Origin of the sequence: Paenibacillus sp. FSL H8-0548, assembly GCF_038630985.1 — a bacterium.
Lineage (GTDB): Bacteria > Bacillota > Bacilli > Paenibacillales > Paenibacillaceae > Pristimantibacillus.
In genome coordinates, this window is sequence record NZ_CP152049.1 from 7,285,658 (window position 1) to 7,309,875 (window position 24,218).

General features: G+C 40.6%; 24 protein-coding genes. 7 read left to right on the forward strand and 17 right to left on the reverse strand.

What is annotated here, in order from left to right:
* Window positions 1–48: 48 nt before the first annotated feature.
* From rplI to MHI37_RS30805, 5 genes are all read right to left on the reverse strand, one after another.
* Window positions 49–492 (reverse strand): 50S ribosomal protein L9, encoded by a 444-nt coding sequence (rplI, locus tag MHI37_RS30785; protein WP_076338390.1) that lies wholly within the window; start codon window positions 490–492, stop codon window positions 49–51.
* The gene (locus tag MHI37_RS30790) at window positions 489–2,450 is read right to left on the reverse strand and encodes a DHH family phosphoesterase (RefSeq protein ID WP_076338391.1); all 1,962 of its coding nucleotides are present in this window, start codon (window positions 2,448–2,450) and stop codon (window positions 489–491) included. The genes rplI and MHI37_RS30790 overlap by 4 nt, the downstream gene beginning before the upstream one ends.
* An 18-nt stretch (window positions 2,451–2,468) precedes the next feature.
* Window positions 2,469–3,383, reverse strand: a complete 915-nt coding sequence (locus MHI37_RS30795) for a DUF2232 domain-containing protein (protein WP_083676423.1) — start codon at window positions 3,381–3,383, stop codon at window positions 2,469–2,471.
* 201 nt (window positions 3,384–3,584) lie between these two features.
* Window positions 3,585–4,013 carry a CBS domain-containing protein gene (locus MHI37_RS30800; RefSeq protein WP_076338393.1) on the reverse strand — a complete coding sequence of 143 codons (429 nt, stop codon included), beginning with the start codon at window positions 4,011–4,013 and terminating at the stop codon, window positions 3,585–3,587.
* An 80-nt stretch (window positions 4,014–4,093) separates the two neighbouring features.
* Window positions 4,094–5,146 carry an LCP family protein gene (locus tag MHI37_RS30805; RefSeq protein WP_076338394.1) on the reverse strand — a complete coding sequence of 351 codons (1,053 nt, stop codon included), beginning with the start codon at window positions 5,144–5,146 and terminating at the stop codon, window positions 4,094–4,096.
* A 291-nt stretch (window positions 5,147–5,437) separates the two neighbouring features.
* Between MHI37_RS30805 and MHI37_RS30810 the strand changes: the two genes are divergently transcribed.
* Window positions 5,438–5,803 (forward strand): DUF4870 domain-containing protein, encoded by a 366-nt coding sequence (locus MHI37_RS30810; RefSeq protein ID WP_256710625.1) that lies wholly within the window; start codon window positions 5,438–5,440, stop codon window positions 5,801–5,803.
* A gap of 263 nt (window positions 5,804–6,066) precedes the next feature.
* Window positions 6,067–7,386: a hemolysin family protein gene (locus MHI37_RS30815; RefSeq protein WP_076338396.1), complete on the forward strand. Its 1,320-nt coding sequence runs from the start codon at window positions 6,067–6,069 to the stop codon at window positions 7,384–7,386.
* 392 nt (window positions 7,387–7,778) lie between these two features.
* Here MHI37_RS30815 and MHI37_RS30820 read toward each other — a convergent pair whose 3' ends face one another.
* A complete protein-coding gene (locus tag MHI37_RS30820) occupies window positions 7,779–8,936 on the reverse strand; it encodes an AI-2E family transporter (RefSeq protein WP_076338397.1) in 1,158 nt (385 codons plus the stop codon).
* Window positions 8,937–9,108: 172 nt separating this feature from the next.
* The gene (locus tag MHI37_RS30825; RefSeq protein ID WP_144023746.1) at window positions 9,109–9,624 is read right to left on the reverse strand and encodes a hypothetical protein; all 516 of its coding nucleotides are present in this window, start codon (window positions 9,622–9,624) and stop codon (window positions 9,109–9,111) included.
* Between the two features lie 335 nt (window positions 9,625–9,959).
* On the opposite strand from MHI37_RS30825, the gene MHI37_RS30830 reads away from it, so the two are divergent.
* The 3 genes from MHI37_RS30830 to MHI37_RS30840 are packed head-to-tail and all read left to right on the forward strand — an operon-like array spanning window position 9,960 to window position 13,679.
* Complete coding sequence (locus MHI37_RS30830) at window positions 9,960–11,399, forward strand: spore germination protein (protein WP_076338399.1); 1,440 nt, start codon at window positions 9,960–9,962, stop codon at window positions 11,397–11,399.
* A gap of 26 nt (window positions 11,400–11,425) precedes the next feature.
* Window positions 11,426–12,595, forward strand: a complete 1,170-nt coding sequence (locus tag MHI37_RS30835; protein ID WP_076338400.1) for a Ger(x)C family spore germination protein — start codon at window positions 11,426–11,428, stop codon at window positions 12,593–12,595.
* Complete coding sequence (locus MHI37_RS30840) at window positions 12,588–13,679, forward strand: endospore germination permease (RefSeq protein WP_076338401.1); 1,092 nt, start codon at window positions 12,588–12,590, stop codon at window positions 13,677–13,679. Before MHI37_RS30835 ends, MHI37_RS30840 begins: the two co-directional genes overlap by 8 nt.
* 55 nt (window positions 13,680–13,734) lie before the next feature.
* Here the strand turns inward: MHI37_RS30840 and mnhG are convergent, their stop codons facing one another.
* The 9 genes from mnhG to MHI37_RS30885 form a co-directional block, all read right to left on the reverse strand.
* Window positions 13,735–14,100 carry a monovalent cation/H(+) antiporter subunit G gene (gene mnhG / locus MHI37_RS30845; protein ID WP_076338402.1) on the reverse strand — a complete coding sequence of 122 codons (366 nt, stop codon included), beginning with the start codon at window positions 14,098–14,100 and terminating at the stop codon, window positions 13,735–13,737.
* Window positions 14,084–14,368 carry a Na(+)/H(+) antiporter subunit F1 gene (locus MHI37_RS30850; protein ID WP_076338403.1) on the reverse strand — a complete coding sequence of 95 codons (285 nt, stop codon included), beginning with the start codon at window positions 14,366–14,368 and terminating at the stop codon, window positions 14,084–14,086. Before MHI37_RS30850 ends, mnhG begins: the two co-directional genes overlap by 17 nt.
* Window positions 14,368–14,844, reverse strand: a complete 477-nt coding sequence (locus MHI37_RS30855; protein WP_076338404.1) for a Na+/H+ antiporter subunit E — start codon at window positions 14,842–14,844, stop codon at window positions 14,368–14,370. The genes MHI37_RS30850 and MHI37_RS30855 overlap by 1 nt, the downstream gene beginning before the upstream one ends.
* A 1-nt stretch (window position 14,845) precedes the next feature.
* Window positions 14,846–16,327 (reverse strand): Na+/H+ antiporter subunit D, encoded by a 1,482-nt coding sequence (locus tag MHI37_RS30860; protein ID WP_076338405.1) that lies wholly within the window; start codon window positions 16,325–16,327, stop codon window positions 14,846–14,848.
* The gene (locus tag MHI37_RS30865) at window positions 16,320–16,658 is read right to left on the reverse strand and encodes a Na(+)/H(+) antiporter subunit C (protein WP_076338406.1); all 339 of its coding nucleotides are present in this window, start codon (window positions 16,656–16,658) and stop codon (window positions 16,320–16,322) included. Before MHI37_RS30865 ends, MHI37_RS30860 begins: the two co-directional genes overlap by 8 nt.
* A 1-nt stretch (window position 16,659) precedes the next feature.
* Entirely contained in the window at window positions 16,660–19,536 is a 2,877-nt protein-coding gene (locus MHI37_RS30870; protein WP_076338407.1) for a Na+/H+ antiporter subunit A, read from the reverse strand.
* A gap of 499 nt (window positions 19,537–20,035) precedes the next feature.
* A complete protein-coding gene (locus MHI37_RS30875; protein ID WP_076338409.1) occupies window positions 20,036–20,335 on the reverse strand; it encodes a hypothetical protein in 300 nt (99 codons plus the stop codon).
* A 35-nt stretch (window positions 20,336–20,370) separates the two neighbouring features.
* Window positions 20,371–21,165, reverse strand: a complete 795-nt coding sequence (locus MHI37_RS30880) for an ABC transporter permease subunit (protein WP_076338410.1) — start codon at window positions 21,163–21,165, stop codon at window positions 20,371–20,373.
* Window positions 21,162–22,052, reverse strand: coding sequence for an ABC transporter ATP-binding protein (locus tag MHI37_RS30885; RefSeq protein ID WP_076338411.1), 891 nt, complete (start codon window positions 22,050–22,052; stop codon window positions 21,162–21,164). Before MHI37_RS30885 ends, MHI37_RS30880 begins: the two co-directional genes overlap by 4 nt.
* Window positions 22,053–22,199: 147 nt before the next feature.
* Here MHI37_RS30885 and MHI37_RS30890 point away from each other — a divergent pair, with 147 nt between their 5' ends.
* Entirely contained in the window at window positions 22,200–22,799 is a 600-nt protein-coding gene (locus MHI37_RS30890) for a TetR/AcrR family transcriptional regulator (protein ID WP_076338412.1), read from the forward strand.
* A gap of 295 nt (window positions 22,800–23,094) precedes the next feature.
* Here MHI37_RS30890 and MHI37_RS30895 read toward each other — a convergent pair whose 3' ends face one another.
* Entirely contained in the window at window positions 23,095–23,190 is a 96-nt protein-coding gene (locus MHI37_RS30895; protein WP_342556567.1) for a hypothetical protein, read from the reverse strand.
* Window positions 23,191–23,609: 419 nt separating this feature from the next.
* On the opposite strand from MHI37_RS30895, the gene MHI37_RS30900 reads away from it, so the two are divergent.
* On the forward strand, window positions 23,610–24,218 hold the full coding sequence (locus tag MHI37_RS30900) for a TetR/AcrR family transcriptional regulator (RefSeq protein ID WP_076338414.1): 609 nt from the start codon (window positions 23,610–23,612) through the stop codon (window positions 24,216–24,218).

Sequence of the window (24,218 nt, forward strand, 5' to 3'; positions counted from 1 at the left end):
TCATCTTAGTTTTCGTAGAAAACTTACTTCGTAAACATGCTCATCCTTCTATTCCTCGACTGCTTGAACGTTTACCTTTGCTTTCACTTCAGGATGAATCTTTATGATCACCTGTGTAACGCCTAGCGTCCGGATCGGATCGTCAAGCTCGATCTTACGCTTGTCGACCTTAATGCCTTGCGCTGCCAGCGCTTCACCGATTTGCTTGCTCGTAATAGCACCAAACAATCTTCCGCCCTCGCCAGCTCTTGTTTTGATGACGACTGTCATTTCTTCCAGCTTCTTGCCAAGTGCTTGCGCATCTATTTTTTCTTTTTCCTTACGCTTTTGCTCAGAAGCATTCTGAACCTCAAGCGTCTTAAGGTTACCGTCTGAAGCCAGCTTCGCTAGTCCTTGCGGCAATAGAAAATTACGTACATATCCTTCGGAAAGATCCTTCACTTGCCCTTTTTTCCCTTGTCCTTTAACATCCTGCAAAAAGATTACTTTCATTCAAATAACCCCTCTTCCTCTTCAATTTCGTCCAAAACCTGTTTCAGACGCCGAGCAACCTCTATAACTGATCCCTCAAGCTGTGCAGCAGCATTCGTCAAATGGCCACCGCCGCCCATTCTTTCCATGACAACCTGAACATTCATATGGCCAAGCGAGCGAGCGCTAATGCCAATAAGTCCGTCTTGGCGCTCCCCAATGACAAAGGAAGCAAGTATATCCGTCATATTCAGCAGCGTGTCTGCCGATTGCGCAATGAGCAGCTGTGAATATTTACGACCGCCTTCCGTTACTGCAATGGCAACATGCTCATAAAGCACCTCAGCATGCTTTATAATTTCTGCCTTGCGTACATATTCCTCAAGGTCTTCCTTCAGCATCCTTTGAATCATCATGGAATCTGCGCCATTACGGCGAAGGAACGATGCCGCTTCAAACGTCCTTGCACCTGTTCGAAGCGAGAAGCTCTTCGTATCAACGGTAATGCCCGCGAGCAATGCCGTTGATTCCCGTACATCGAGTACAACGCGATCATGAATGTATTGGAGCAGCTCGGTCACGAGCTCGCAGGTTGAAGACGCATAAGGCTCCATGTACACTAATATCGCATTTGCGATAAATTCCTCGCTGCGACGATGATGATCGACGATAACGATACGCTCCGTTTGGGTAAGAAGCTTCGGCTCCTTCACCATCGACGCTTTATGCGTATCAACGACAACGGCAAGCGTCTCTGGTGTAATTAGCGATGACGCTTGCTCTGGCGACACGAAGCGCTTGGAAAGCTTCTCATCCTCTTTAATAAGCTCCATCATTTTCTGAATGGCTGGATTGATGCCTTCCAATACAATGTAAGCTTCTTTACCGAACAGCTGCGCCGCCTTCATAACCCCGATCGCTGCTCCGATAGCATCCATATCAGGCATCTTGTGCCCCATAATGACTACATTATGGCTCTCACGTATCAAATCACGAAGCGCATGGGCAACGACCCTTGCCCTAACGCGTGTCCGCTTCTCTACAGCATTGGACTTGCCGCCGTAGAAGGATTGACGACTGCCAACCTTAACAGCAGCTTGGTCGCCGCCGCGTCCAAGAGCGATATCAAGGCTGGAGTGTGCCCACTGGCCCAGTTCAATAATGTGCTCGGCACCAGCGGCGAAGCCAATGCTAAGCGTCACAGGTATTTTATGGTCGCCGGTAATTTCTCTAACTTCATCTAAAACAACAAATCTGGATTGCTCCAGCTGCTTCAGCTTCTTCTGATCCGTAACGAGAAGAAACCGATCGGAAGTCAGCCTTTTCAAAAATATTTGATATTTTTGCGCCCATTCCGTAATCTCTGTAGTTACCTTCGCCAGCATCGAGCTGCGCTGATGGTCATCAAGCCCTTGAGTAACTTCCTCCAGGTTATCGATCATCACGATGCCCAGAACCAGCTTCTCGTCATCATATTTCCGTGCTAGCTGCCAACGCTCGGTAATATTTTGCACATACAGAATCCGTTCCTTCGGTTTGAAAATAAGCTGATAAACATGAGAGCCCACTGTTGCCTCGATGGTCCCTTCACGTTCCTTAACCTGCTGCAAGGATGGAAAAAGATCTGCAAGCGGCACGCCAATTACATTTTCCTTCTCCATCAGAACCGCGATATAAGGATTATGCCATTCAACCGTTCGTTCCTCGTTATATAAAATAATGCCAAAAGGGAGCTCGCTAATAACCTCGTTGCCCGCCTTCTTCACTCGATAAGACAAAGTACCTAAATACGACTTTAGATCTTTACGGAACGCCCGCTCCGCCATGATGGTATAAAACAAAGCACCACCGGTTAATAAAAGCCCCAGCAGTCCCAGCAGCCACTCAAACCATGCGAGCGCTACTGACATCAGCACCATAATTACGAAAGCCCATATTTGATGCATTCCGTGCCACCGTGTTACCAAAAACTTCGGCATTTCCGATCCGCTCCTGTGCTATGGTTTCGTAAACGACTTTCGGATTGGAAAAGCAGTGTCCAGCACACCAATTATGCTAAGCGGCGGGAACAAAAGCACCGGAATAGCAATGAGCACCGGTATGGCTTTATTCCATCCTCTCTGATGAGCAAGGAAGAAGAAGAATCCGACAGCCTGAAACGCAAAAAGATAACTAAGCAATGGGAGTAAGTTCAATAGTGCGACGGAAAAGAATGAGCTGCTTGTCGTAGAGGAGAATAGCTCCATGACATAAGTAATGAGATACAGCACAACCAGCAAGCGCGGCAAGCGCCACTCTCTTGCGCGTGTAAATCTTGGCGTAGCCGGTCCTCCGCTCCATCTTACCAGGCGGCGCGCCATGAATTGCGTAATGACCGTATAGCCAAAAGCCATCATAATAAAAACAACAGGAATGGAATTAATCATCGTCTGAATAACGATTTCCGTTAAGCTGGAATCCCAATCGGACGGGATCAGACCTTGTGTCATCAAGTCAGCAAACGTGCTTCGTACGATTGTGCCCATTTCCTTGAGAAGGGAAATATCCAAGAAGATCTCGAATATAAGCAGTTCAAGCATCAATTGAGCAAGAATTACAACACCTACCGACCTAACAACTCTTGAGGCAGTCGCTTGCTTCATGTACAAGTAACCCATCACAATTGAAGGTATTAAGAAAAACAACCCAATAATTAGCGTAGCCGGTCCTCCGATGACAAACGCGAGCACCCATACTGCAAGCATATGCAGACCAAAGGACTTTGGAGGCAGGGTCGTATACAGTACTACGAGCGGCAACATCATCAGCAGCAAGCTAATGAGGTTAAGTACAGGTACTGCAAGGGACAATAATAAAAGGAGTGCTGCACAGCTCCACAACACTGGTTTCAAGCCGGTTTTCAAACCGTTCACCTCTTGCTCATAGAATCTGGTTTCTTACGAAACTTTTACATCTCATTATAGCATAAAAGCTAAACTTATCACGTACATTCCAATCATTGTGCAAAAGCGAAAAAGACGGAATAGCAGCTGCGATCCGTCTTTTTTCTATGTTATATTGCCCTGCATGCTCTGAGAATAGTACCTTATTATGCTCTACAGCTCAATCAATGACTATTGATCCTGCAAAATATTGTGCTGTTCCATAATGATTTTTTGACAATAATCAATAATTTCGCTTCTACGTACAATGCCGATAAACCGATTCATATCATCCACAACCGGGACAAAGTTTTGGACCTTGGCTAACGAAATGAGATCATTCATATTCGAATCGATCCGTACGGATTTATTATTGATGCGCAAAGGCACATCGAGCAGCTTTACTTTGTTTGTCTGATCGAGCGTGAGATCTGTACGACTTTTGATATACCAAAGCAGATCTCCTTCAGTGACCGTTCCTGCATAACCGCCGTCTTCATTAATGATAGGCACCGCGGTATAGCGATGATATTCCATACGTTCCAGCGTCTGTCTTAAAGTCGTATCCTGTGTAAAACACACGACATCCTGTTTAGGCAATAAAAAAAAGGCTATATTCATCTTCACCAACAACTCCGTTCCGTTTGCTCTTTCCTTTTCCTAAGCCCTCGAAGGCTGCTGACGGATCGGAGCAAGCAGCACTAGGGCTGTTTGATTGGGGTGTCACTGCTCGATAGCACCCCTACCTCCTTAACCTTGTTCACCGCGTATTTATCCGGAAAAACAAGGCTAGCTTCAGGCGTATCCGCATTTAACCAGCTCTTAATCATCGTCTGCACCTTCGTTAAATCCTCTTCATCGGCGAAATAATACCAGGCTCCGCCATCCTTCAAGCGATGCCCATTTCCTAATAGTGAATGGCTGTAAATGTTACGCTCCTTCGCCTGCAAAATCCCTTGGCCTAGATCTACAAGCTGCTGCGGAAGCATATCTGTACTGAAATTATCGCCCATGATGTTCATAAGATCCGGTACCTTTGACCATTGATTCATTTGCTTCGCTTTATCCATCAGAAGGTTCAGAAATATTTGATGACGCTCCATACGGCTCATATCACCGCCAGCATCCTCACGGTACCGAACATAATTAAGCGTATCTTGACCATTATAAGTGTCTTGACCGCCCCTAATGACAAACTTTTCGTGATCAGGATCATCATTTACCATATCCTCTTCAATTGGAAGAGAGATTCCGCCAAGTGTATCAATTACATTGCGAAAGCCTTCAAAGTTAATAGATGCGTAGTAATGAATAGGCGCGTCAAAAAACTTCGCAACGGTATCCATCGCCATTCCCGCTCCTCCGAAAGCAAATGCATGTGTAATCTTATCTTCTCTGCCCCTGCCTACAATTTCCACATACGTATCCCGCGGAATAGAGACCATTAGAATATCTCCATCAGAAGGACGCACAACAGTATAAATCATTGTGTCTGATCGTCCGATTTCTTTGCCGCGCTGATCCACGCCAAGCAGAAGCACAGAGAAAGGATCCTGCTCTTTATCTATTGTACTAACTGGAACGGGTTCCCGTCCAACGATTGGTTTATAAGTTTGCTCCAGCTGTTTTTCCACATGGCCTTGAAGGAACCAATCAAACCCAAGCATCGTTAAAGCAGTGCGGTTAAAGAAAACCACGGCGAGAAGGATAAGCACTACGGATGACGAGAGGTATATCCATTTACGTCTATTCATAATATGAGACTGCCCCTAACTGAAATATGGTTTTATTATTACATCCTCTCATTTTAAACGAAAATAGTTTAGAACAGGTTACAAAACTTTTACAATGAATTTCTTCCTTTTTTTAAAATATAGAAAGTAAATCATTTCGCCTTACTATCTCTATATTTCTCCGGAATGAAACGCGCAGCGCCGCCAAAAGAAGGCGACAGCCGTTTCACCTTAATATTTTTTCAAAATAAAAAAGGTCTATTAGCATTTTGTGACGAATACAATCATTGCAAGTATATGTATAAAGAAAGGATGATTCTTTTGGACCAGCCTCCAACTATACAACCAGACAAATCATCAACCGGTCTAGACCCGAAGGTAGCGGGCTTGCTTTGCTATCTTGGGGGCTTTATAACCGGCATCATATTTTTAGTGCTGGAGAAACAGAGCCGATTCGTTAGATTGCACGCTGTTCAATCGATTGTCGTAAGCGTAGCATTGATCGTGATTAGTATTTTCCTTGGATTTATCCCTATACTCGGGTGGCTCCTTGGCGCTCTGCTTTCATTAGCCAGCTTTGTCCTATGGATTGGACTCATGCTGCTAACACTGCAAGGCAAGCTAAGCAAGCTGCCCGTCATTGGCGATTGGTCCGAGCAGCAGGCTAATAAGTTTTAAAATGTCTAGTAAAAAAGAACGGCCGAGTGCCGTTCTTTTTTACTTTTCAGAACAAGTTCATATGAACTATTCATAAAACCATACTGATGATCCCGTAAAACTGAGATATTGGCTAATATTGATCTGCCAGCCTCTCCAAATCAGTTTAATTGAGCTAATTGCGCCTTTAATCACTTAAACAGCGGTTTGATGAATTTCCTGAAAGTTCGTACTATTAAGAGAATCAAATAAAATTTGAATAAGAAGGATTGTGAATATTCATTATGGGTATAGGATTTAATCTATTTTTAGTTGCTTTGCTAGTTGTGTTAACCGCTTTTTTCGTAGCTACTGAGTTTGCCATCATCAAGCTTCGTTCCAGTCGCGTCGATCAATTAGTCGTTGAGGGCAAAAAAAACGCACTTGCCGTTCAACGAGTAATAAGCAATTTGGATGGTTACCTATCCGCATGTCAGCTCGGCATCACGATTACAGCACTCGGACTAGGTTGGCTTGGAGAGCCTACCGTTGAGAAACTGCTGCTCCCTCTATTCGATAAGTGGAATATGAATAGCGATATCAGTCATATTTTATCGTTTCTAATCGCGTTTATAGGAGTTACCTTTATTCACGTCGTTATCGGTGAGCTTGCTCCCAAGAGCATCGCCATTCAAAAGGCAGAGCTCGTCAGCTTCGCTATTGTAAAGCCAATTATTTTTTTCTATAAAGTTATGTACCCGTTTATCTGGGTATTAAACGGCTCTGCGAATGCTTTAGTTCGCTTATTAGGCTTAAAGCCTACCAATGAGCATGAGAATGCCCATACTGAGGAAGAAATTCAAATTATTTTGACCGACAGCTTAGAAAGCGGGAAAATTAACAATACGGAATATGGCTATGTAAACCGGATTTTTGCCTTTGATGAAATTTTGGCGAAAGAAATTATGGTTCCGCGTATGGATATGACCGTCTTATATAAGAACAACACGCTCCAGGAAAATATGGCTATCATTCGCAAGGAACAATACACTCGTTTCCCGGTAGCTGGCGACAGCAAAGATAATATTGTCGGAATGATCAATACGAAGCAGTTATTTCTACAGTATCAGGAAAACAAAGATATTGATCTGCAAACGCTCATTCAACCAGTCATGTCTGTCTCTGAGGTATTGCCGGTCAAGACGCTGCTGACAAGAATGCAACAGGAGCGAGTACACTTTGCGATTGTAGTCGATGAATACGGCGGTACATCTGGGCTTGTGACCATTGAGGATATTTTGGAAGAAATCGTTGGCGATATTAGAGATGAATTTGATGCGGATGAACGCAAGAACATTGACAAGCTATCAGAAACCTCGTATTTGCTGGATGGCAAAGTATCGCTCACAGAGCTTGGTGATTTGATTGGTTCCGAACTTACGCATGAAGAGGTTGATACGATTGGCGGCTGGTTGTTCAGTGAAATGGAAGAGCCTAAGCCTGGCAAGCAATTCAGCTTTCAAAATCTAATCTTTACTGTTCGCGAAGTAAGCAAGCATCGAATTAACAAGGTTGAGCTTACGATAACGTCGCCAATTCCTCTACTCAAAACAGAAGCTGGATGAGCGTAATTTTTTATAAATACATTTTGTATGCACAAGAAGTTTCTCGCAAAAATATAGGCGGAGTATAAGTTGAACAAGGACGGTGTCTTCAGGCACCGTCCTTGTTTTTGTTTACAACGTATGCTGCTCGTTATTCAGGGAACGCTAACCAAAAAGGTTAAGGGAGAGATTTCTGATGTTAAACAACATATTTTTCGGGTTCATCATTCCTTGGCTGGCAGCCCTATTCCTCATTCGCAAAAGTCCAAAAACGATACTGCTGATATTCCCCATCGGCTCTGTAGCCTCAATCCTACGGTAACGGCTGGAATATCGGGTTTACCTTTCTGTCCTACTTGCTTGCATACGGCATCGTATACCTGTATAACAAGCTGCTCTTGCGTTTCCGCTTATTATAGGAGCTGATCGCTGTTGTACTTCTTTTTATAAAGAGAAGAATTATTTTCAAACCATACAAACAGATGAATGACAACAACCTTAATAACCGCATATCCGGGTACTGCCAATACGATTCCTACAAGACCAAATAAATTGCCTGCTGTTAAAATAACGAAAATGATCGTAATCGGATGAACTCGCAAGCTTTTGCCCATAATTTGTGGAGAAATAAATTTACCTTCAATAAACTGAACAATTGTCCAAATGATAATCATCTTTAACAGCATCACCGGTGATGTTACCATAGCTACAACAAGTGCAGGTGTAATGGCAATCGCCGGGCCCAAATAGGGGATAATGCTCGTACACGCAGCGACAAGAGCAAGTACAAGAGAGTACTCCAGGCCGATGATTAAATAGCCAATGTATAACAAAATACCGATACAAAAACTCACTATAATTTGTCCTCTAATATAGCTGCTGATTTGACCATTCATTTCCGCCATAATTCGTTTCGTCTGTGGCTGTACCTGACCAGGCAGAAACCTGACAATCGCCTGCGGCAAGTGCTTTCCGTCCTTTAACAAATAAAACAAAATAAATGGCAGCAGCAGAATCGCGAGAACAATTTCCTTAAGCGCCCCAACAAATGAGCCGAGACTCAATAGCGTACTATTTAGCAATGATGTTGCTTTCTCCGTTATATTGCCTGTTAGCTCGGCAGGGTTTAAGTTAAACCACTCCTGAACTTGAAGAAAACCTGCGCTGCCCATAAAATCCTCAAATATATGGCGGAGCTGCTCACCGTATTTAGGGAAATTATTAACGAAGCTCACGGCTTGATCACTTAGAAGCGGAATTACCGCAACGAGTAGTATCGTAATTAAACCTGCTGCAATCATAAATAATACAATAATCGAATAGATTCTATTCACCTTTCTCCGCTCTAGAAAATCAACAACAGGGTTCAGCAAATAATAAGCGATTCCCGCTAGTATGACCGGTAGAACTAGAGTCTTGAGCAAAATAGTAAATGGTGTGAAAATATATGAAATTTTTGTTATCACCATAATATTGAGCCCAACAAGCAGCAAAACGAGCAGAAACAAGACAAACTTATTGTTCAAAATAAATTGCTTGAACCGCTCAGTTCCCGTTTTAGTATTTTCCATAACAATGTCCTCTCTTCTTCACATGCATCTGTTTTTTTACTTATTGTAGCATTTCTATAAATATAAACGCTAATCATCGGCTAACAACCAGCCCTTAATTCGTCAGATGTATTTTGGAGGGCGAGCTTACTTATCTAATCCGAAAATGCCCTCTGGAGCTGTTAGTACCCTATTAACCATCAATTTCGGTACTGTTTTGATTTACTAAAGAGTCGTTCAACTTCTCAATTATTTCAATACTCCCATCGGGTCTATAACCCAATATATCGAATTGCTCACCTTTAATTTCATCAACAAATACATAAAATAATTTAAAATGTTTTTCCACTTCAATTATTGTTGCTTGCCTCGTTATACCTGCAGTATTATCCTGAATCGAAATTCTCGTAATATCAGGACTTTGAACAACTCCATATATAAGCGGTAATGGGGAATCAACCCCTGTTCTTTCATTGCCCTTCTCTAAATATTGAGCTTTTAAGCTTACACTCCTAGCTTTATCCGTTTCGAGACCCAATACAATATCGCTTGAACCAAAACTTCCTCCGTTTACCCAAGTCCAGCCTCTTGTTGTTAATTTCACATATTCTGCACCCAAATTTATTGTAGAATATAAATCCATCGCCCCGCACTTTTTCAATGGCAGATATTGCTGTTGAGCTATGTTTCTGTATTTTTTCGTTTTCATATACTGGAAGTCCAAGACCAATGACTACAATGAGAATTAACATTAAGCTCATTCTTAATGATACCCTCTGCATATTAGTTTCCTCTCTTCTTATACAATGTCTTAAAAACGCAGAAAGAGCCCGCTGTTGGCAGGCTCCTCCGTTGTTGAAAATGTAATTTTTAATATGCTTAATCTAAAGTATATTATTACTTTTGTCAAATGACCTCTAACGTCCAATAGTATTAATGCAACTTACGTTCCTGCTGTTCATTCAATGTTTGATTGTCGAATATTATAACCAATTTAAGCCATACTACTCTTAAGTGACAAATGAAATTTTAAAGGAGAACTCCATGAGAAACTTCAATAGTCAATTAAAACACGCCTTTGAATATATAGAGCAAGAACTCGGATATAGTTCAGATCTTTCCGTCAGAGAGTGTCAAATCGGAACTGAAAAACTACCTACTTTGATCATATGGATAGATGGACTGATTAACAAACAAAACTTAAATGAAAATATCATTTCACCGCTTTTAAACGGCAGCAGACAGATAAATATTCTTGATCAAGATGAGGAAACAGTAAGATTTATTAGTAATTCTTTAATAACAACGACCGAAGTCTTACATATATCAACCAATGAAAAGTTAATTCCTTTACTCATAAATGGGTGGTCAATTGTAATTATAGAGGGAATTGATCTCATGATTGCTGCAAATACACAAGGTTTAGAGACTCGAAATATTGATGAACCTGCTTCAGCAAGTGTTATTCGTGGACCAAGAGATGGTTTTGTGGAATCAATTGATGTAAATATCTCTCTAATCCGTCGTCGTGTGAGAAATAAAATGGTTCGAGTTGAGAATCATTGCATCGGTAATATCTCTAATACAAAAATTGCAATGATGTACCTTCATAATCGGGCACATCCAGATACTGTTCTAGAAATCCGGAAGCGGCTTGAGCACATTGACATCGATGCCATATTAGAATCGCAGTATATTGAGGACTTAATTAAAGATAGCCCCTATTCTTTCTTCCCAACCGTATATAGTACTGAGCGACCAGATGATGTTGCAGGTGCAATTCTTGAAGGGCGAGTAGCCATTATTGTTGATGGTACTCCATTTGCGTTAGTCCTTCCCTGCACACTTTTTCATCTACTTAAAACAACTGAAGATTTATATTTAGCTTATCCTATTGCAACATTCATACGTTGGCTTCGATTCACAGGTTTTTTAATTACGTTATTATTGCCAGCATCTTATTTAGGGGTGCTCACTTATCATCCTGAAATGTTACCCCCCCAACTTTTAAGCAGTATTCTTTCAGCTCGAGATGGCGTTCCATTTCCACTACTTATGGAAACTTTTCTTATGGAATTGACTTTTGAAGGTTTGAGGGAAGCCAGCATTCGAATGCCAAAATCCATTGGTTCGGCAATTAGCATTGTTGGAGCCTTGGTTATTGGGGAATCAGCGGTTAAAGCAGGGATTATTTCATCACCTTCAGTAATTGTAGTGGCGGGAACCGCAATTGCCTCATTTACAATCCCGTCCATTTCTTTATCAGCCACTATTCGTTTACTGCGCTTTGTTATGATTATTTTAGCTTCCTTTCTAGGACTGTATGGAATTATGATCGGTTTGTTCTTATTAGGAATTCACCTTACATCTATTAAATCAGTGGGTATGCCATACCTCGCTCCATTTGCACCCTTTAAGCCTAAAGAAGCCATAGGAACATTCGTTCGCATACCATGGTTTACTCTTCGAAAAAAACACAAATAACATATAAGACTCAGGGAGGTTCATCCGTGGTTATCCGTTATTTCAAATGCTTCTTTGCAGTTACCATAACAATAATATTAAGCGGATGCTGGAGTCAAATTAATTTCGATCAAATTACTGTAGTGTCAGCTATAGGTTTAGATTTAAATGAAGATAAAAAATTACAGGTTTCCGTCCAGCTTGTTAATCCGACTCTCCCAGTTGCAGCTGGGGGAGCTACTCAGCAACGTAGGGCTGTTGCCGTTTATTCCGCAACTGGAAATACAATTCACGAAGCCATAGAAGTTATAAAAAAACATTCTAAAAAAGACTTGTTTTTTTCTCAAACTAGAGTGATTCTTCTCAGCGAAAAACTAGCTAGAAATGGACTCAAAGATATTGTTGATTACTTTTGGAGAGAGCCTAACCAAAATTTTAATAGTTGGGTACTCGTTTCTGACATTTCCGCAATTAATACTCTAAGCAATTCTAAGGAACTCCTTTCCGTTTCTGCAGATGAATGGAAGGCCTATTTGAAAGATAAAACAAACATAACTGCACGTGGTGGAATTGAATTATACGAATTTTTATCGCGGTTGGATCAATCCAGTTACGAGGCTGTGGCCCCTGGTTTATTACCTTATTCAACGAATTCAAATCAAATGATAATGGAAATCGGGCAGCTTGCTGTTTTTAATGGCTATAAAATGTCGGGCTGGCTTTCATCAGATGAGAGTCGAATAGTTAATTGGCTTTCTCACTCAACCAAAACTGGAGTCATACAAGTCAAAATAATGAAGGATGAGTACATAGATTTTGATTTAAAAAACATTCATATTAAAATGACTCCACAATTTCAAAACGGACAATTAATTATGAAAACTCAGATGAAATGTGACGCGCACATAAAAACTTCTACAAAAGAACTAGATTTATCCTCCAAAAAGATATCTCATACTATTGAAACAAAATTAAACCAATACCTGGAGAAAGAAATTAAAAAAACATTACATAAAATATTTGTTTCTTATCAGAGTGATGTAGTCGGCTTTGGAGAAGTCGTTCATCGTTCTTATCCCGACAAATGGAAATCACTTGGAGCAAAATGGGAATCAGAGATGAAATCAATTAAAATCACTGTCAGCACTGAAGCTCATTTAACAAAATCAGGTTTGCTTATAGATGGCATAATAAAAAAGGACGACCGAAATGATTAAAAATAAAATTTCGAATGGACAATTCTTTTTTATCATATTTGTGGCAATAGCATCTCTCTGTTTCTTTTCTGTCCCAAGCCAGCTCGTAGGAAAAGTAAAACAGGACCTTTGGCTATCTATGACTTTAGGTACAATCATTGATATTTGTGTTGCTTCTATACTTTATTGGCTAGGGTTAAAACACCGCAATCAATCTTTAGTTGAATATACCAATGAAATAATGGGCTTTCTAGGAAGAATCATCAATTTAATTTTTCTGCTATTTTTTCTAGTTGTCATTATCACAGCTATGTGGATATTTTGCGACTTTTTGTCGAGATCATTTATGCCAGATACCCCTCGAATTGTGTTCTCAATAACCATGACTCTTTGTGCAGGGTCAGCCGCTGGGAAAGGTATTGAGTCCATTGCCCGCCTGAGTCAGATTATAGGTGTATTGGTATTACTGACATCACTTATCTTGTTTGCCAGCTCAATCCCTTATTTTCATATTGGATATTTATTTCCTCAATTTGAGAATGGTTTCATGCCTGCTTTAAATGGGGCCATTTATCCAGGAAGCTGGTTTGGGATTTGTATTATCATGGGAATGCTTATGCCGCATATGAAGACACCTGAGAAAACACTTCAAGTGAAAATTTCTGCAGTTATTCTAGGTGCTTTTATCATGACGCTTTACCTTTTGTATAGTATTGCTGTTATGGGACCCTTTATGGCCGGACAATTCGAAAATCCTATCTATATCCTATCTAGAGTTTCTCAATTTATTATTTTTGAACGAATTGAAGTATTACTTCTTCTCATTTTCATTTCTGGCTCGTTTATTACAATTTCGACATTATTTTATTCATTAACCGTTGGCACAGCACAACTTTTTAAAAACCGTTCCCACAAAAAATGGATATTCATTTTCGGGGCTGTCATTATTTTCAGTCCAGTATTTCCATATAGCCAAGATAGCTACATCGTTGATAAATATTTAAGTTATTGGTTTCCTTATGTCGCATTATCGATAGAAGGCGGGTTAACAACACTTATCTTTCTGGTGGCTTTGATAAAACTAGCACTTAAGAATAAATCATGAACTATGGTAATGACTATTTGATATTGAATAAAGGATTGGTTAAACTCATGAATTCTTACATTCGTTGTTCTTTTTTCAGAGCATCCTTCAAATCATCCTGCGTGCTGTCCACCCATAATGCAACGCCGGACCGATACGCAGCCCTTCCGTTCAAATGACCAGCTACCGGCGCTGTTATGAATACGAACACGATGCCAAGTAGCAGCTTAGCGCTTGAATGCTCCAAATAAAACATAAAATAGAGAAATGTACCGATTAAAATAAGCAAAACGCCTAGCGTCGCGCTTTTAGTGGCTGCATGTGATCTTAAGTAAACATCTGGCAGCCTTATAAGACCAAATGCACTTAGTGCGCTAATTAGTGAACCAAACAAGATAACCAATCCAAGGAGCAGTTCTCCTAGCTTACTTATCATCTCCATGCTCAATGACTACACCCCTCTCGATATATCTTGCAAAAGCAGTTGTTCCGATAAAGGTTAAAATACCAATTAGAAGAATAATATCGAAATACGTTTTTGTTTTCAGCAGCATACTAATCACGGCTATCATCGATAATAAAATAACACCAATGGTATCCAAAGCGGCAATCCGATCCGGTATGGAGGGTCCTAATAGCAGCCGATACAAGCATCCTAATATGGCTAGTGATAAAATAGCGAGTGATACGAGCAACATAGGATATAACATTAACGCGTCACCTCCATAATGGCTTTTTCAAAAGAATCCTTAATTTGCTGAGAAAGCAGCTCTGCATCATTAATATCCATTGCGTGAATATACAAAGTTCGTCCATCTCTAGATACGTCTAGCGTCAACGTGCCTGGTGTCAGACAGATTAAACAGGAAAGTACTGTAATTTCCCAATCTGATTTAAGTTCAGTCTGTAGAGCTATGATTCCTGGACGAATGGATAACTTAGGTTTTATGATAAGTCCCATAACGACAAAACTGGATACGAATAGCTCTTTCGTAAATAAAATAAGCAACTTAATAACTGCCCAAGCTCTCTTTAAATAAAAATCATGTGGCCAAATGCGGCTAAGAAGTCCCATAATCGCAGCACCGATCACGTAGCCGATTGTAAACCTAGGAAATGACCATTCATTATGCAAAAACATCCATACGACGGCTATAATAAAATTCAATAGGATTTGTAAAGCCATATCATCTACTCCTTAGTACAGCATCAATATATGTTGCAGGGCTGCTAAGCGTATTCCCTGCTTCTGAAACGAACTCATATACCCATTCCGAACCGAGTCCCATAACAATAAGGAGTAAACTCATGCCTCCAGCCGTTAGAATAAATCCGTTATTGAGTTTCGGTAAAGCAGAGACCATTTGTCCCTCTTCTCCCCAGAAAGCGGCCATAAATAATTTTATTAGCGAATAAAGAACAATAAAACTTGAAGCAAGAGACACTGCCATCAACCAAAAGTAACCTTCCTGAAAGCCGTCCTTGATGATAAGCAGTTTGCCTGTAAACCCGCTTAATGGTGGGATTCCGGCTATTGCAAGCGCAGCAATAAAAAACATCCACCCCATGAGCGGATAACGCCTTATGAGTCCACCCATTTCAGTCAAGCGACTGGTTCCAGCTGTAATAACAAGAGTCCCACCCAGGATAAACAGCAGCGCTTTAGCCGCCATATCATGCAGCAAGTAGAATACCGCTCCGTTTAACGCATCCTCCGTGCCAACCGCTAAACCCACCGCAATAAAACCTACGCTAATGATTACATTATAATTTAAAATTCGCCATATATCTGAATAGGCCATTGCCCCAAAAGCGCCAAATATCATCGTTGCTGCAGCCATCCAAGCGATCCAACTATGCGTAACAGCCGGATCGTTGTAGAAAATGAGCGTGAACATTCTTATTAGCGCATATAGACCAACCTTCGTGAGTAATGCGGCAAATAAAGATGATATGGCTGCAGGAGGAACGCTGTACGAGCCTGGTAGCCAGAAAAATAAGAAAAGCCCCGCCTTTAAAGAAAACACAACCAAGAACATAATGGCAATTACATTCAAAATGCCATCCTGCCCCACCTCCCCTATTCTCACGGAAAGGTCTGCCATATTCAGCGTGCCCACGACACCATACAAATAAGCAACAGCAGCTACAAATAAAGTCGAGGATAGGATGTTGATGAGAATATATTTTAACGTTTCCCTTAACTGACGCTTTGTTCCTCCGAGAACGATTAAAGCATACGAGGAAATGAGCATGACCTCAAAGCAAACAAACAAGTTAAACAAATCTCCTGTTAGGAATGACCCGATTACCCCCACAAGCAGAAATTGAAAAAAAGGATAAAAGTAATACTTCTCTCTTTCCTTTCCAATGGTCCCAAACGCAAAAAACAAGCAGCAAGCACCTACTACCGATGTTGCTAGGACCATTAAAGCAGCCAGCATATCAGCAACAAATACAATACCGTATGGCGGCAGCCAGCCTCCCATATACAGCGTCTGAATGCCTTCTATTTTCACTTGAAAGAGGATCACGCTTGAAACGGTTAGGTTAAGCAAAACACTTATGGTGCTGATCCATCGCTGCCATGCGATTTGTTTATTAAAGAACAAAAGAATAACAGCGGTACACAACGGGATTAAAAGCGGTAATACCAATAGGTTATTCATCTTCCTTCCCCCTCAACTGCTCCATATCATCCGTTCCCAGCTTCTGGTACGCTTTATAGGCCAACACGAAAAAAAATGAGGTTACACCGAAACTAATAACGATCGAAGTTAGAATAAGAGCCTGTGGCAAGGGATCAACATAAGCATCTGCCTTTTCTCCAAGCAGCGGTGCATCGCCCGTCTTCAGCCTTGACATGGTCAGCAAGAGTAGATGAACGCCATGTGTAAGAATAGATGTGCCTAATATAATACGAAGAAGGCTTTTGGACAAAACGAGATACACCCCGACAGTGAATATCACGCCTATTGCCAGTGACATGTATAATTCCATGTTACTTATCCCTCCCAATTGTTAAAATAATGTTCATTGTGATGCCAATGACTGTTAAATAGACTCCTAAATCAAATAACATGGCTGTTGCAAGCTCCGTGTCGCCTAGAATCGGCAGCATGAAATGTCCGAACGAATGGCTGAGAAATGGCGCTTTTACAAAGAAAGAGCCTATTCCCGTCAATACTGCAACTGCGAGTCCGACTGCTGTCAGCATCTTGAAATCGATGGGGATGACCTTCCGCATTGTTTTGATACCAAATGCCATGGTGAGTAGTACAAAAGCCGCTGATGCCATCAATGCTCCTATGAATCCCCCGCCGGGATTATTATGGCCTGCAAAAAACAAATATACTGAAAAGGTTAAAATAATGGAAATAACCAATTTGGAAATCGTCTGAAGGATTACATCATTACTTTTTATCACAGGAAATACTAACTTACCCCTGTTGCTAAATTTCGGGAGTTCAACCCCATCACCCTCCGGCTCCAGTTGAAGCTTGATCATGGCATAAATACCGAAGGATGCGATAGCAAGCACGACAATTTCAAGCATGGTGTCAAAGCCACGGAAATCAACAAGAATAACGTTAACAACATTCTTCCCGCCAGCTAGCTGATAGCTTTCCTTCAAGAAAAAATCAGATATGGAATCAAACGAACGGTTTCCGCTCGCGCTTAGCGCAATTAGTGTCATAACCGTACCGACACCAACAGCTATCGCAAAATTAGACAGCCTAAAACGTAAAGCTGCAATTTCTTTGCTTAATTTCGGCAAATGGTAAAAGCACAGTAGAAACAAGGTTACAGAAACGGTCTCTACGATCATCTGCGTTAATGCTAAGTCTGGCGCATGAAAAATGACAAAGAACAAAGTAACCATATAACCAGCCGTACCGGTTAAAATAATAGCCATCATTCTAGACTTTGTGAAGGGTATAGCCATAACCGATAAAATCAAAACAACAATAATAATGGCTTCATACATCGACGTAGGCGCAAAGTTGGTGAAATCGAATTGCATGTTTTGCGATTGTAGCATGGTATAGCCAAGCGAAACGATAAGAAACATAAAAATGTAGATCAGGTAATGTCGGATAGACCCCGTCATATACATATTCGTTATATGGTTAGAAAATCGATTTAGAAAATGGAGGCCTCCATCATACATCTTGTTTAGAGTCATTTTGCGAACCAATGGCTCACTGATTAGTTTCAGACGCTGATGCAGCCTAAATAGAATTGTTCCAATCAAAATAACCCCGATTGTCATATATATTTCAGTCGTCCAGCCATGCCAGAAATGAATGGAGACAAGAAAACGCTCACCGGGCAGAAGCATGCTAGGATGGATAGCAGCCATAGCAGGTTCAATTAAGGAATAAGCGAGCAAATTCGGGAAAAATCCAATCACAACCGCTAACGATGCAAGTATTACCGGCGAGATCAGCATTCCCATAGGTGCTTCATGCGGCTTAACTTCAAGCTTCTCAAGCTGTACAGGTCCTCTAAAGGTTTTAAATAATAAAATCATACAATAAATAAATGTAAATATACTTGCGATCCATGCAATAACAGGCACAAGAACAAGAAGAAACTGTAAATCCAAAATATCCATCTGTTTAATATTGAGCGCTGCCGTAAAAAACATTTCCTTGCTCAGAAAACCATTAAATGGTGGTAAACCAGCCATAGAAAACGTTCCAATAAGCGCTATTGAAAAAGTGATCGGCATAAAGGACATCAAGCCTCCCAGCTTCCGAATGTCCCTTGTTCCTGTTCCATGGTCTACAATTCCAACAACCATAAACAAAGCACCTTTAAATACTGCGTGATTGATAAGATGGAAGATTGCCGCCATCGTTGCTTTTGTGTAGAAAAGAGAGTCCGTTCCACCGGTGTAGAAAGCTGCTGCCGATCCAAGTCCCAGTAAGCTCATAATGAGACCAAGCTGACTAATGGTGGAAAACGCCAGCAATGCCTTTAAGTCTATTTGTTTCATAGCCCGGTAAGATCCGTAAATCATGGTGAGCAGTCCGACAAATGATATAAGCCAGAACCAAGCAGCCTCCCCGGAAAATACAGGACTGAACCTTGCGACCAAATATAATCCTGCCTTAACCATCGTTGCGGAATGGAGATAGGCACTTACTGGGGTTGGGGCTTCCATGGCATCCGGCAACCATATATGAAAAGGAAACTGTGCTGATTTTGTAAATGCGCCAATAAGAACGAGTATCATGGCAGGTAAAAATAACGAATGATTCGTTACAGTCTCTAGACTCCCTATTATTTCTCGAATACTGAACGTCCCCGACATCACATACAACAAGACAAAACCGGCTAGCATGGATAATCCGCCAAATACGGTAATAAGCATGGATTTTAATGCGCCATATCTTGATTTATCCCTTCGATGCCAAAACGCAATTAGTAGAAAGGATGAAATGCTAGTTAGCTCCCAAAACCCGTAGAGGACAATGAGATTATCGGACAGCACAACGCCAAGCATAGCTCCCATAAATAAAAGTAAATAAACATAAAAGGTGTTGATAGCTTCCTTTCTTTTATCTAAATAAAATATGGAATAAAGAACAACCAAAGCTCCAATCCCCGTTATAAGCAAAGAAAATAATAAGCTTAATCCATCCAAATACAAGGATATTGAAATACCCAGCGATGGAATCCAAGGAATGGCATCGGAAATGCTATTTCCATTTTGTATGGATGAAATTTGGCCCAGAAAAAATGAGAATAATAATACAGGAATAGTAAGAACAAACCAACCTGTATGCATACGATGCAACAGCTTTTGCAAAAGAGGACTAACAGCGGCTGCAATAAAAGGTAAAAAAACAGCGATCAGCAATAAAGACATTTCAACCCTCCAGATCATTTGACTTAACCTAATAAGCATTTCCCATTTTCAGTAAAAATACTTCAATTCCACGCGATTTTCTAAAAAAAAAGCAAAAAGAGCCCGCTGTTGGCAGGCTCCTCCGAAAAATAAAGTTATTTAATTATTTGCAAAACCATTTTCAATTGTATCGTTAAAAGCTAGTATTGTCAAAAGAAAACCATGCCAGATGAATAAAAGCACACATGGGAGGGGATTACTTTGGATGAAGGAGTGATGTAGGATGTATTGCGTTAGAGTATGGAGTAGTGTAACTATTTTTCTTGTTCTTTTTGGACTTGCATGGGCTATGGATTCACACATTCAGATAAAACACACTAATCAACAAGTATTTCCGCCAGTTGATAAAGGCTATACCATTTTCTCTTCGCATACTCAACAGCCCGTTGTTGATCCAAAAACACCTTATGGGCCGCGTGAATACGTCAGAATAACACGTAACCATACGCAGTTTAGATGATTAATGCTGCTCATGTTTTTTGTTTATAGCAGCCCTAACCACTTTTATGAAGCCAGTTGGGTCCGTTTTAATAGAAAAAGAAAATATTCCATGCTTTGTATGCAAATAGAGGAAGCCTTCCGTGCTGCCCAAATGTCGGTACGAGATATCAAATAACTCTCGGATAAGAAACTCATGATATCGGGTTGTGATTTTATCTGCATACAGATGGATGAACCGTTCATCTATCACCGTTATTTGCTCATTTCCGATGATTTCACGCCCCACCTTATAATAGGGCATTTCTGCAATCCATTTCATGAATGCTCTCCTTGTCCTACTCCAATTACTTCAGCTTACAAAGGTAAATCTCTTCTTTTAAATACATAAATAGCACTCGTATAAAACAATAGTCCAATCATACCAAGACCAATCATACTTGGCAAAAGATCTGCGCTCCCAGCTGCTATTTCTGCCGGCTTAAAGAAAGTAAGCACAGTAAATCGATCAAGCCATTTCAGATCATTGGACATATTTGAAAGTAATTGAAACATGTAGAATACGACTGACAGCGCTCCCGAAGCGAGAAGCGATTGCTTCGCTTCGTTGAATATAGAGGAAAAGAAGAAGGCATATCCGCTAATGGCAAAAAACAATAAAAACCCCATGGCATTGATTTGAATAAATGCTGAACGGTTGAAATCATCTTGATCAATTAAAATAGAGCCCGCTATTAAACCCACTGCCGTTGTAATTGATATAAGCATGAATAGCCCTGTAAGCAGGACAGTGGCCTGAGTTATCGCTATCTTGCTTCTTGAGACAGGTGTAGAAAGTAAATAAGCCATTGAACCCCGATCTACTAAATTAGCTATTAATTGATTTGCAGCGATGATACATAAAATAATCATGAAAACAACAAAAGTAACGCCATAAAAGCCTGTGGCTATAAATCCTGTCATTCCATGTAAACCAGCGCTTAACCCCAACGCATCACGCATAGCCTCGGGCAGCATGGCGAATGGATCAGATTCAAGACTTGATGTATACATACCCATGATAACTAGCAAATAAAATAAGATGAGCGCTGTAAATATTGCAAACAGCCTATAGGTTCTCTTCACTGTAGATAGAAATAGTGCTGTGTTCATCCCATTCTCTCCTTTTGAACATAATAATGCATAAAAATGTCTTCAAGCTTCTGCGCATGAATATCCATATTCTTCACTTTACACTTTGATAAGGTTTGAATGAATTCATCGTAATTTCCCTGCAAAGCCACTTTTATAGTAAGACCTTCCTCATCAACAATTTCCAAATTTGATTCGCGAATCACAGTGATGTCCTGCTTCGTAGCCAGTGTGAGATCAATCATTTTTCTTTGCATCGTTTGCAGCTGCTGCACATCTTCAATTGCGATAATACGGCCGTCTTTTATAATTCCTGCACGGTCACAGGTCCTATTGATTTCCTCAAAGCTATGTGACGACATGATAACTGTCTTTCCAGCGTCCTTTGCCTCCTTCACCAGTTCAATAAATACATTCTGCATAAGAGGATCAAGTCCCGATGTTGGCTCATCAAGTATAAGCACCGAGGGGTCGTGCATGAAAGTCGCTACAATTCCGACCTTCTGTTTCATGCCTTTTGACATTTTGCGAAATGGAGTTCGAACATCAAACTGCAGTCGTTCAATTAGTAGATCAAGTGATGTACCATAATCCTTCATGCCCCTCATTCCTGCAAGCATCTTTAGCAATTGGTATCCGTTCAGTCCTTCTGGAAAAGCAATCTCCCCTGGCAAATAACCAACATGAAGTTGAATTTCTGCACTCTTTCTCCAGCAATCAAGCCCATTAATTTCTGCGTTGCCGCTTTCAGGTTTTATGAATCCCATTAAATGACGAATGGTGGTGGACTTACCTGCCCCATTTGGACCTAAAAAACCAAAAACTTCCCCACGCTTTACTACAAAGTTTAATTGAAATATGCCTCTACCGTTTTTAAAGGTCTTTGTTAGCTCATTGAGTTGAATCATCCTGCGCCAACCCCTTTGACTGTTTTGAATTAAAATTATATATATTATTCATAATATTACTGAATGACTACAATATCAATATGTTTTTGAATATAATCCGTTGTAATCATTCAAAACGTAAGATATGCTTAAGACGAGGTGAATAGAATGGATGGTTACCGGCAGCGTACAGAAAACAAAAGAAAGGCCATACAGCTTGCCGCGCTCGATTTATTCGCTAGTCACGGCATTGCGAAAGTTAGCCTTGCTGAAATTGCAAAGAAGGCTCGTGTATCGCCTGTAACGATTTATAATTATTTTGGCACCAAGGATGCGCTTGTCAAAGGAGTCATGATTTACTTTTTAGAAGAAGAATGGCGCAGGCAAATTGAGCTAATGCAAAGTGACCTTCCGTTTCTTGAGAAAGTAAAAAGATTAATGTTTGACGGCGAAGAGTGGACAGGTAAATGGAATAAAGAAATTCTTGAAGAGCTGCTTTCTAATGATAATGAATGGAAACAAATGGTTGAAGATATGTTTGAGGATGTTTTGCCAGAATTAATGCGATTCATCGAGACTGGGAAAAACGAGGGCTATATCGATCGTGATTTGTCTTCTAATACTATACTTGTCTATTTTAGACTTCTTAAGGAGATTAAGCTCACACCTATTTTTAAAGAAGTAAGTACCAATACACGTATGCTCGAGGAATTAAGCAGAATAATGTTTTATGGTTTACTTAATCATAAAACAGAGGACCTAATTTAAAAAATGAACCTTGCATAGAGCTACTCTGGAAGGCTTCTTCAGATCCTACCCTTGGATCAAGTCCATCTCAGATAAAAACGCAGTTGCTGCGAATTGAAGTGGTTGGCTGGGGCATGCGGAAATAGAGGTATACTCAGGAAATATTCCCTTGGCTATCTCTACTGCACGCATACTCCACATGATCTCTGGAGGTTCACCCTCCCATAACTCAACGGGTCAATGCCCTTACATTCCTTAGTTATACCCATCCAAGGTGTGGAGACCGATAGCGTTTAGCGGATGGGCCTGAGCCCTTTTAGGTAACGAACTCGGTCCTCATAAAGGAAGTCGGCCCTGTTACCCATACGAAAAGCATTAATATAACAGCTATAATCAGGTTTGTGTTGCTCATAATTTTAATTCCTTTATCCAAACCTGTACTTGCCGAGATGAGGAACAACACGGTTACGACGTTTGCTACTCCAAAAATAGTGGCGATGACCGTCAAAATATCAATGATTCCCCCTATCCAACTAGCTGCAAGACGTTCACCCAATAAAGGATAAAGGTGGAGCTAATCAAGACTTTCTAAATATGTTTTTATCGCATGTCCCATTATTTTTCAACATCGAATAAGGTACAGAGATATTTCCGAACTTAGGAGTAATCTTGGTAAAAAGGCGGTACACATCGATATCCCGAATATTTTCTGCAAAAATGGTTTGGAATATAGAACACACCTGCACTCTTGACACTTACCTTTTCAAACAATTATTATGAATTTAAAATAAAATTATTCACAAAGTCATTAAATGAAAGGACTAATCCTTTATGCCTAAAAAATTCAATGAAAATGAAAAACAATGGATACGAAAAAAACTATTTGAGGAAGGCAAACGACGCTTCGAGTCAGTTGGTCTAAAAAAAACGAGTGTAGAGGACCTAACCAAAGCCTCCGGAATTGCGCAAGGCTCCTTCTATATGTTCTACGGTTCTAAAGAAGAGCTCCTCTATCACATCCTGCTTGAGGAAGAAGCTGCAATACGCAATCAGATCCTTGCCACGGTAAAGGAGATATCAACGGTAACAAAAGAAGATATTAAACAATTTCTGCTTGAGGCATTACGTTTATTAGACGAAAACCCCTTAATCCGTCAGATGTATTTGGATGGTGAGTTTGCTCAGCTTGTCCGAAAGCTCCCCCCGGAACTACTAAAGCGTAATTTTTCAGAGGATACCGATGCGCTAATGCCCGTTATTCATTCTTGGCAAGCAGCTGGAATTCTAGTACACACGCGTCCTGAACTAATTGTCAGTTTGATTAGATCTTTGGTACTACTTACTTTACATAAGCCGGAGATCGGAACGGATATTTATAACGACACCCTTTCATTTTTACTGGACTTGATCTCAGAAGGCATGGTCGCTAAAAGAGACTAA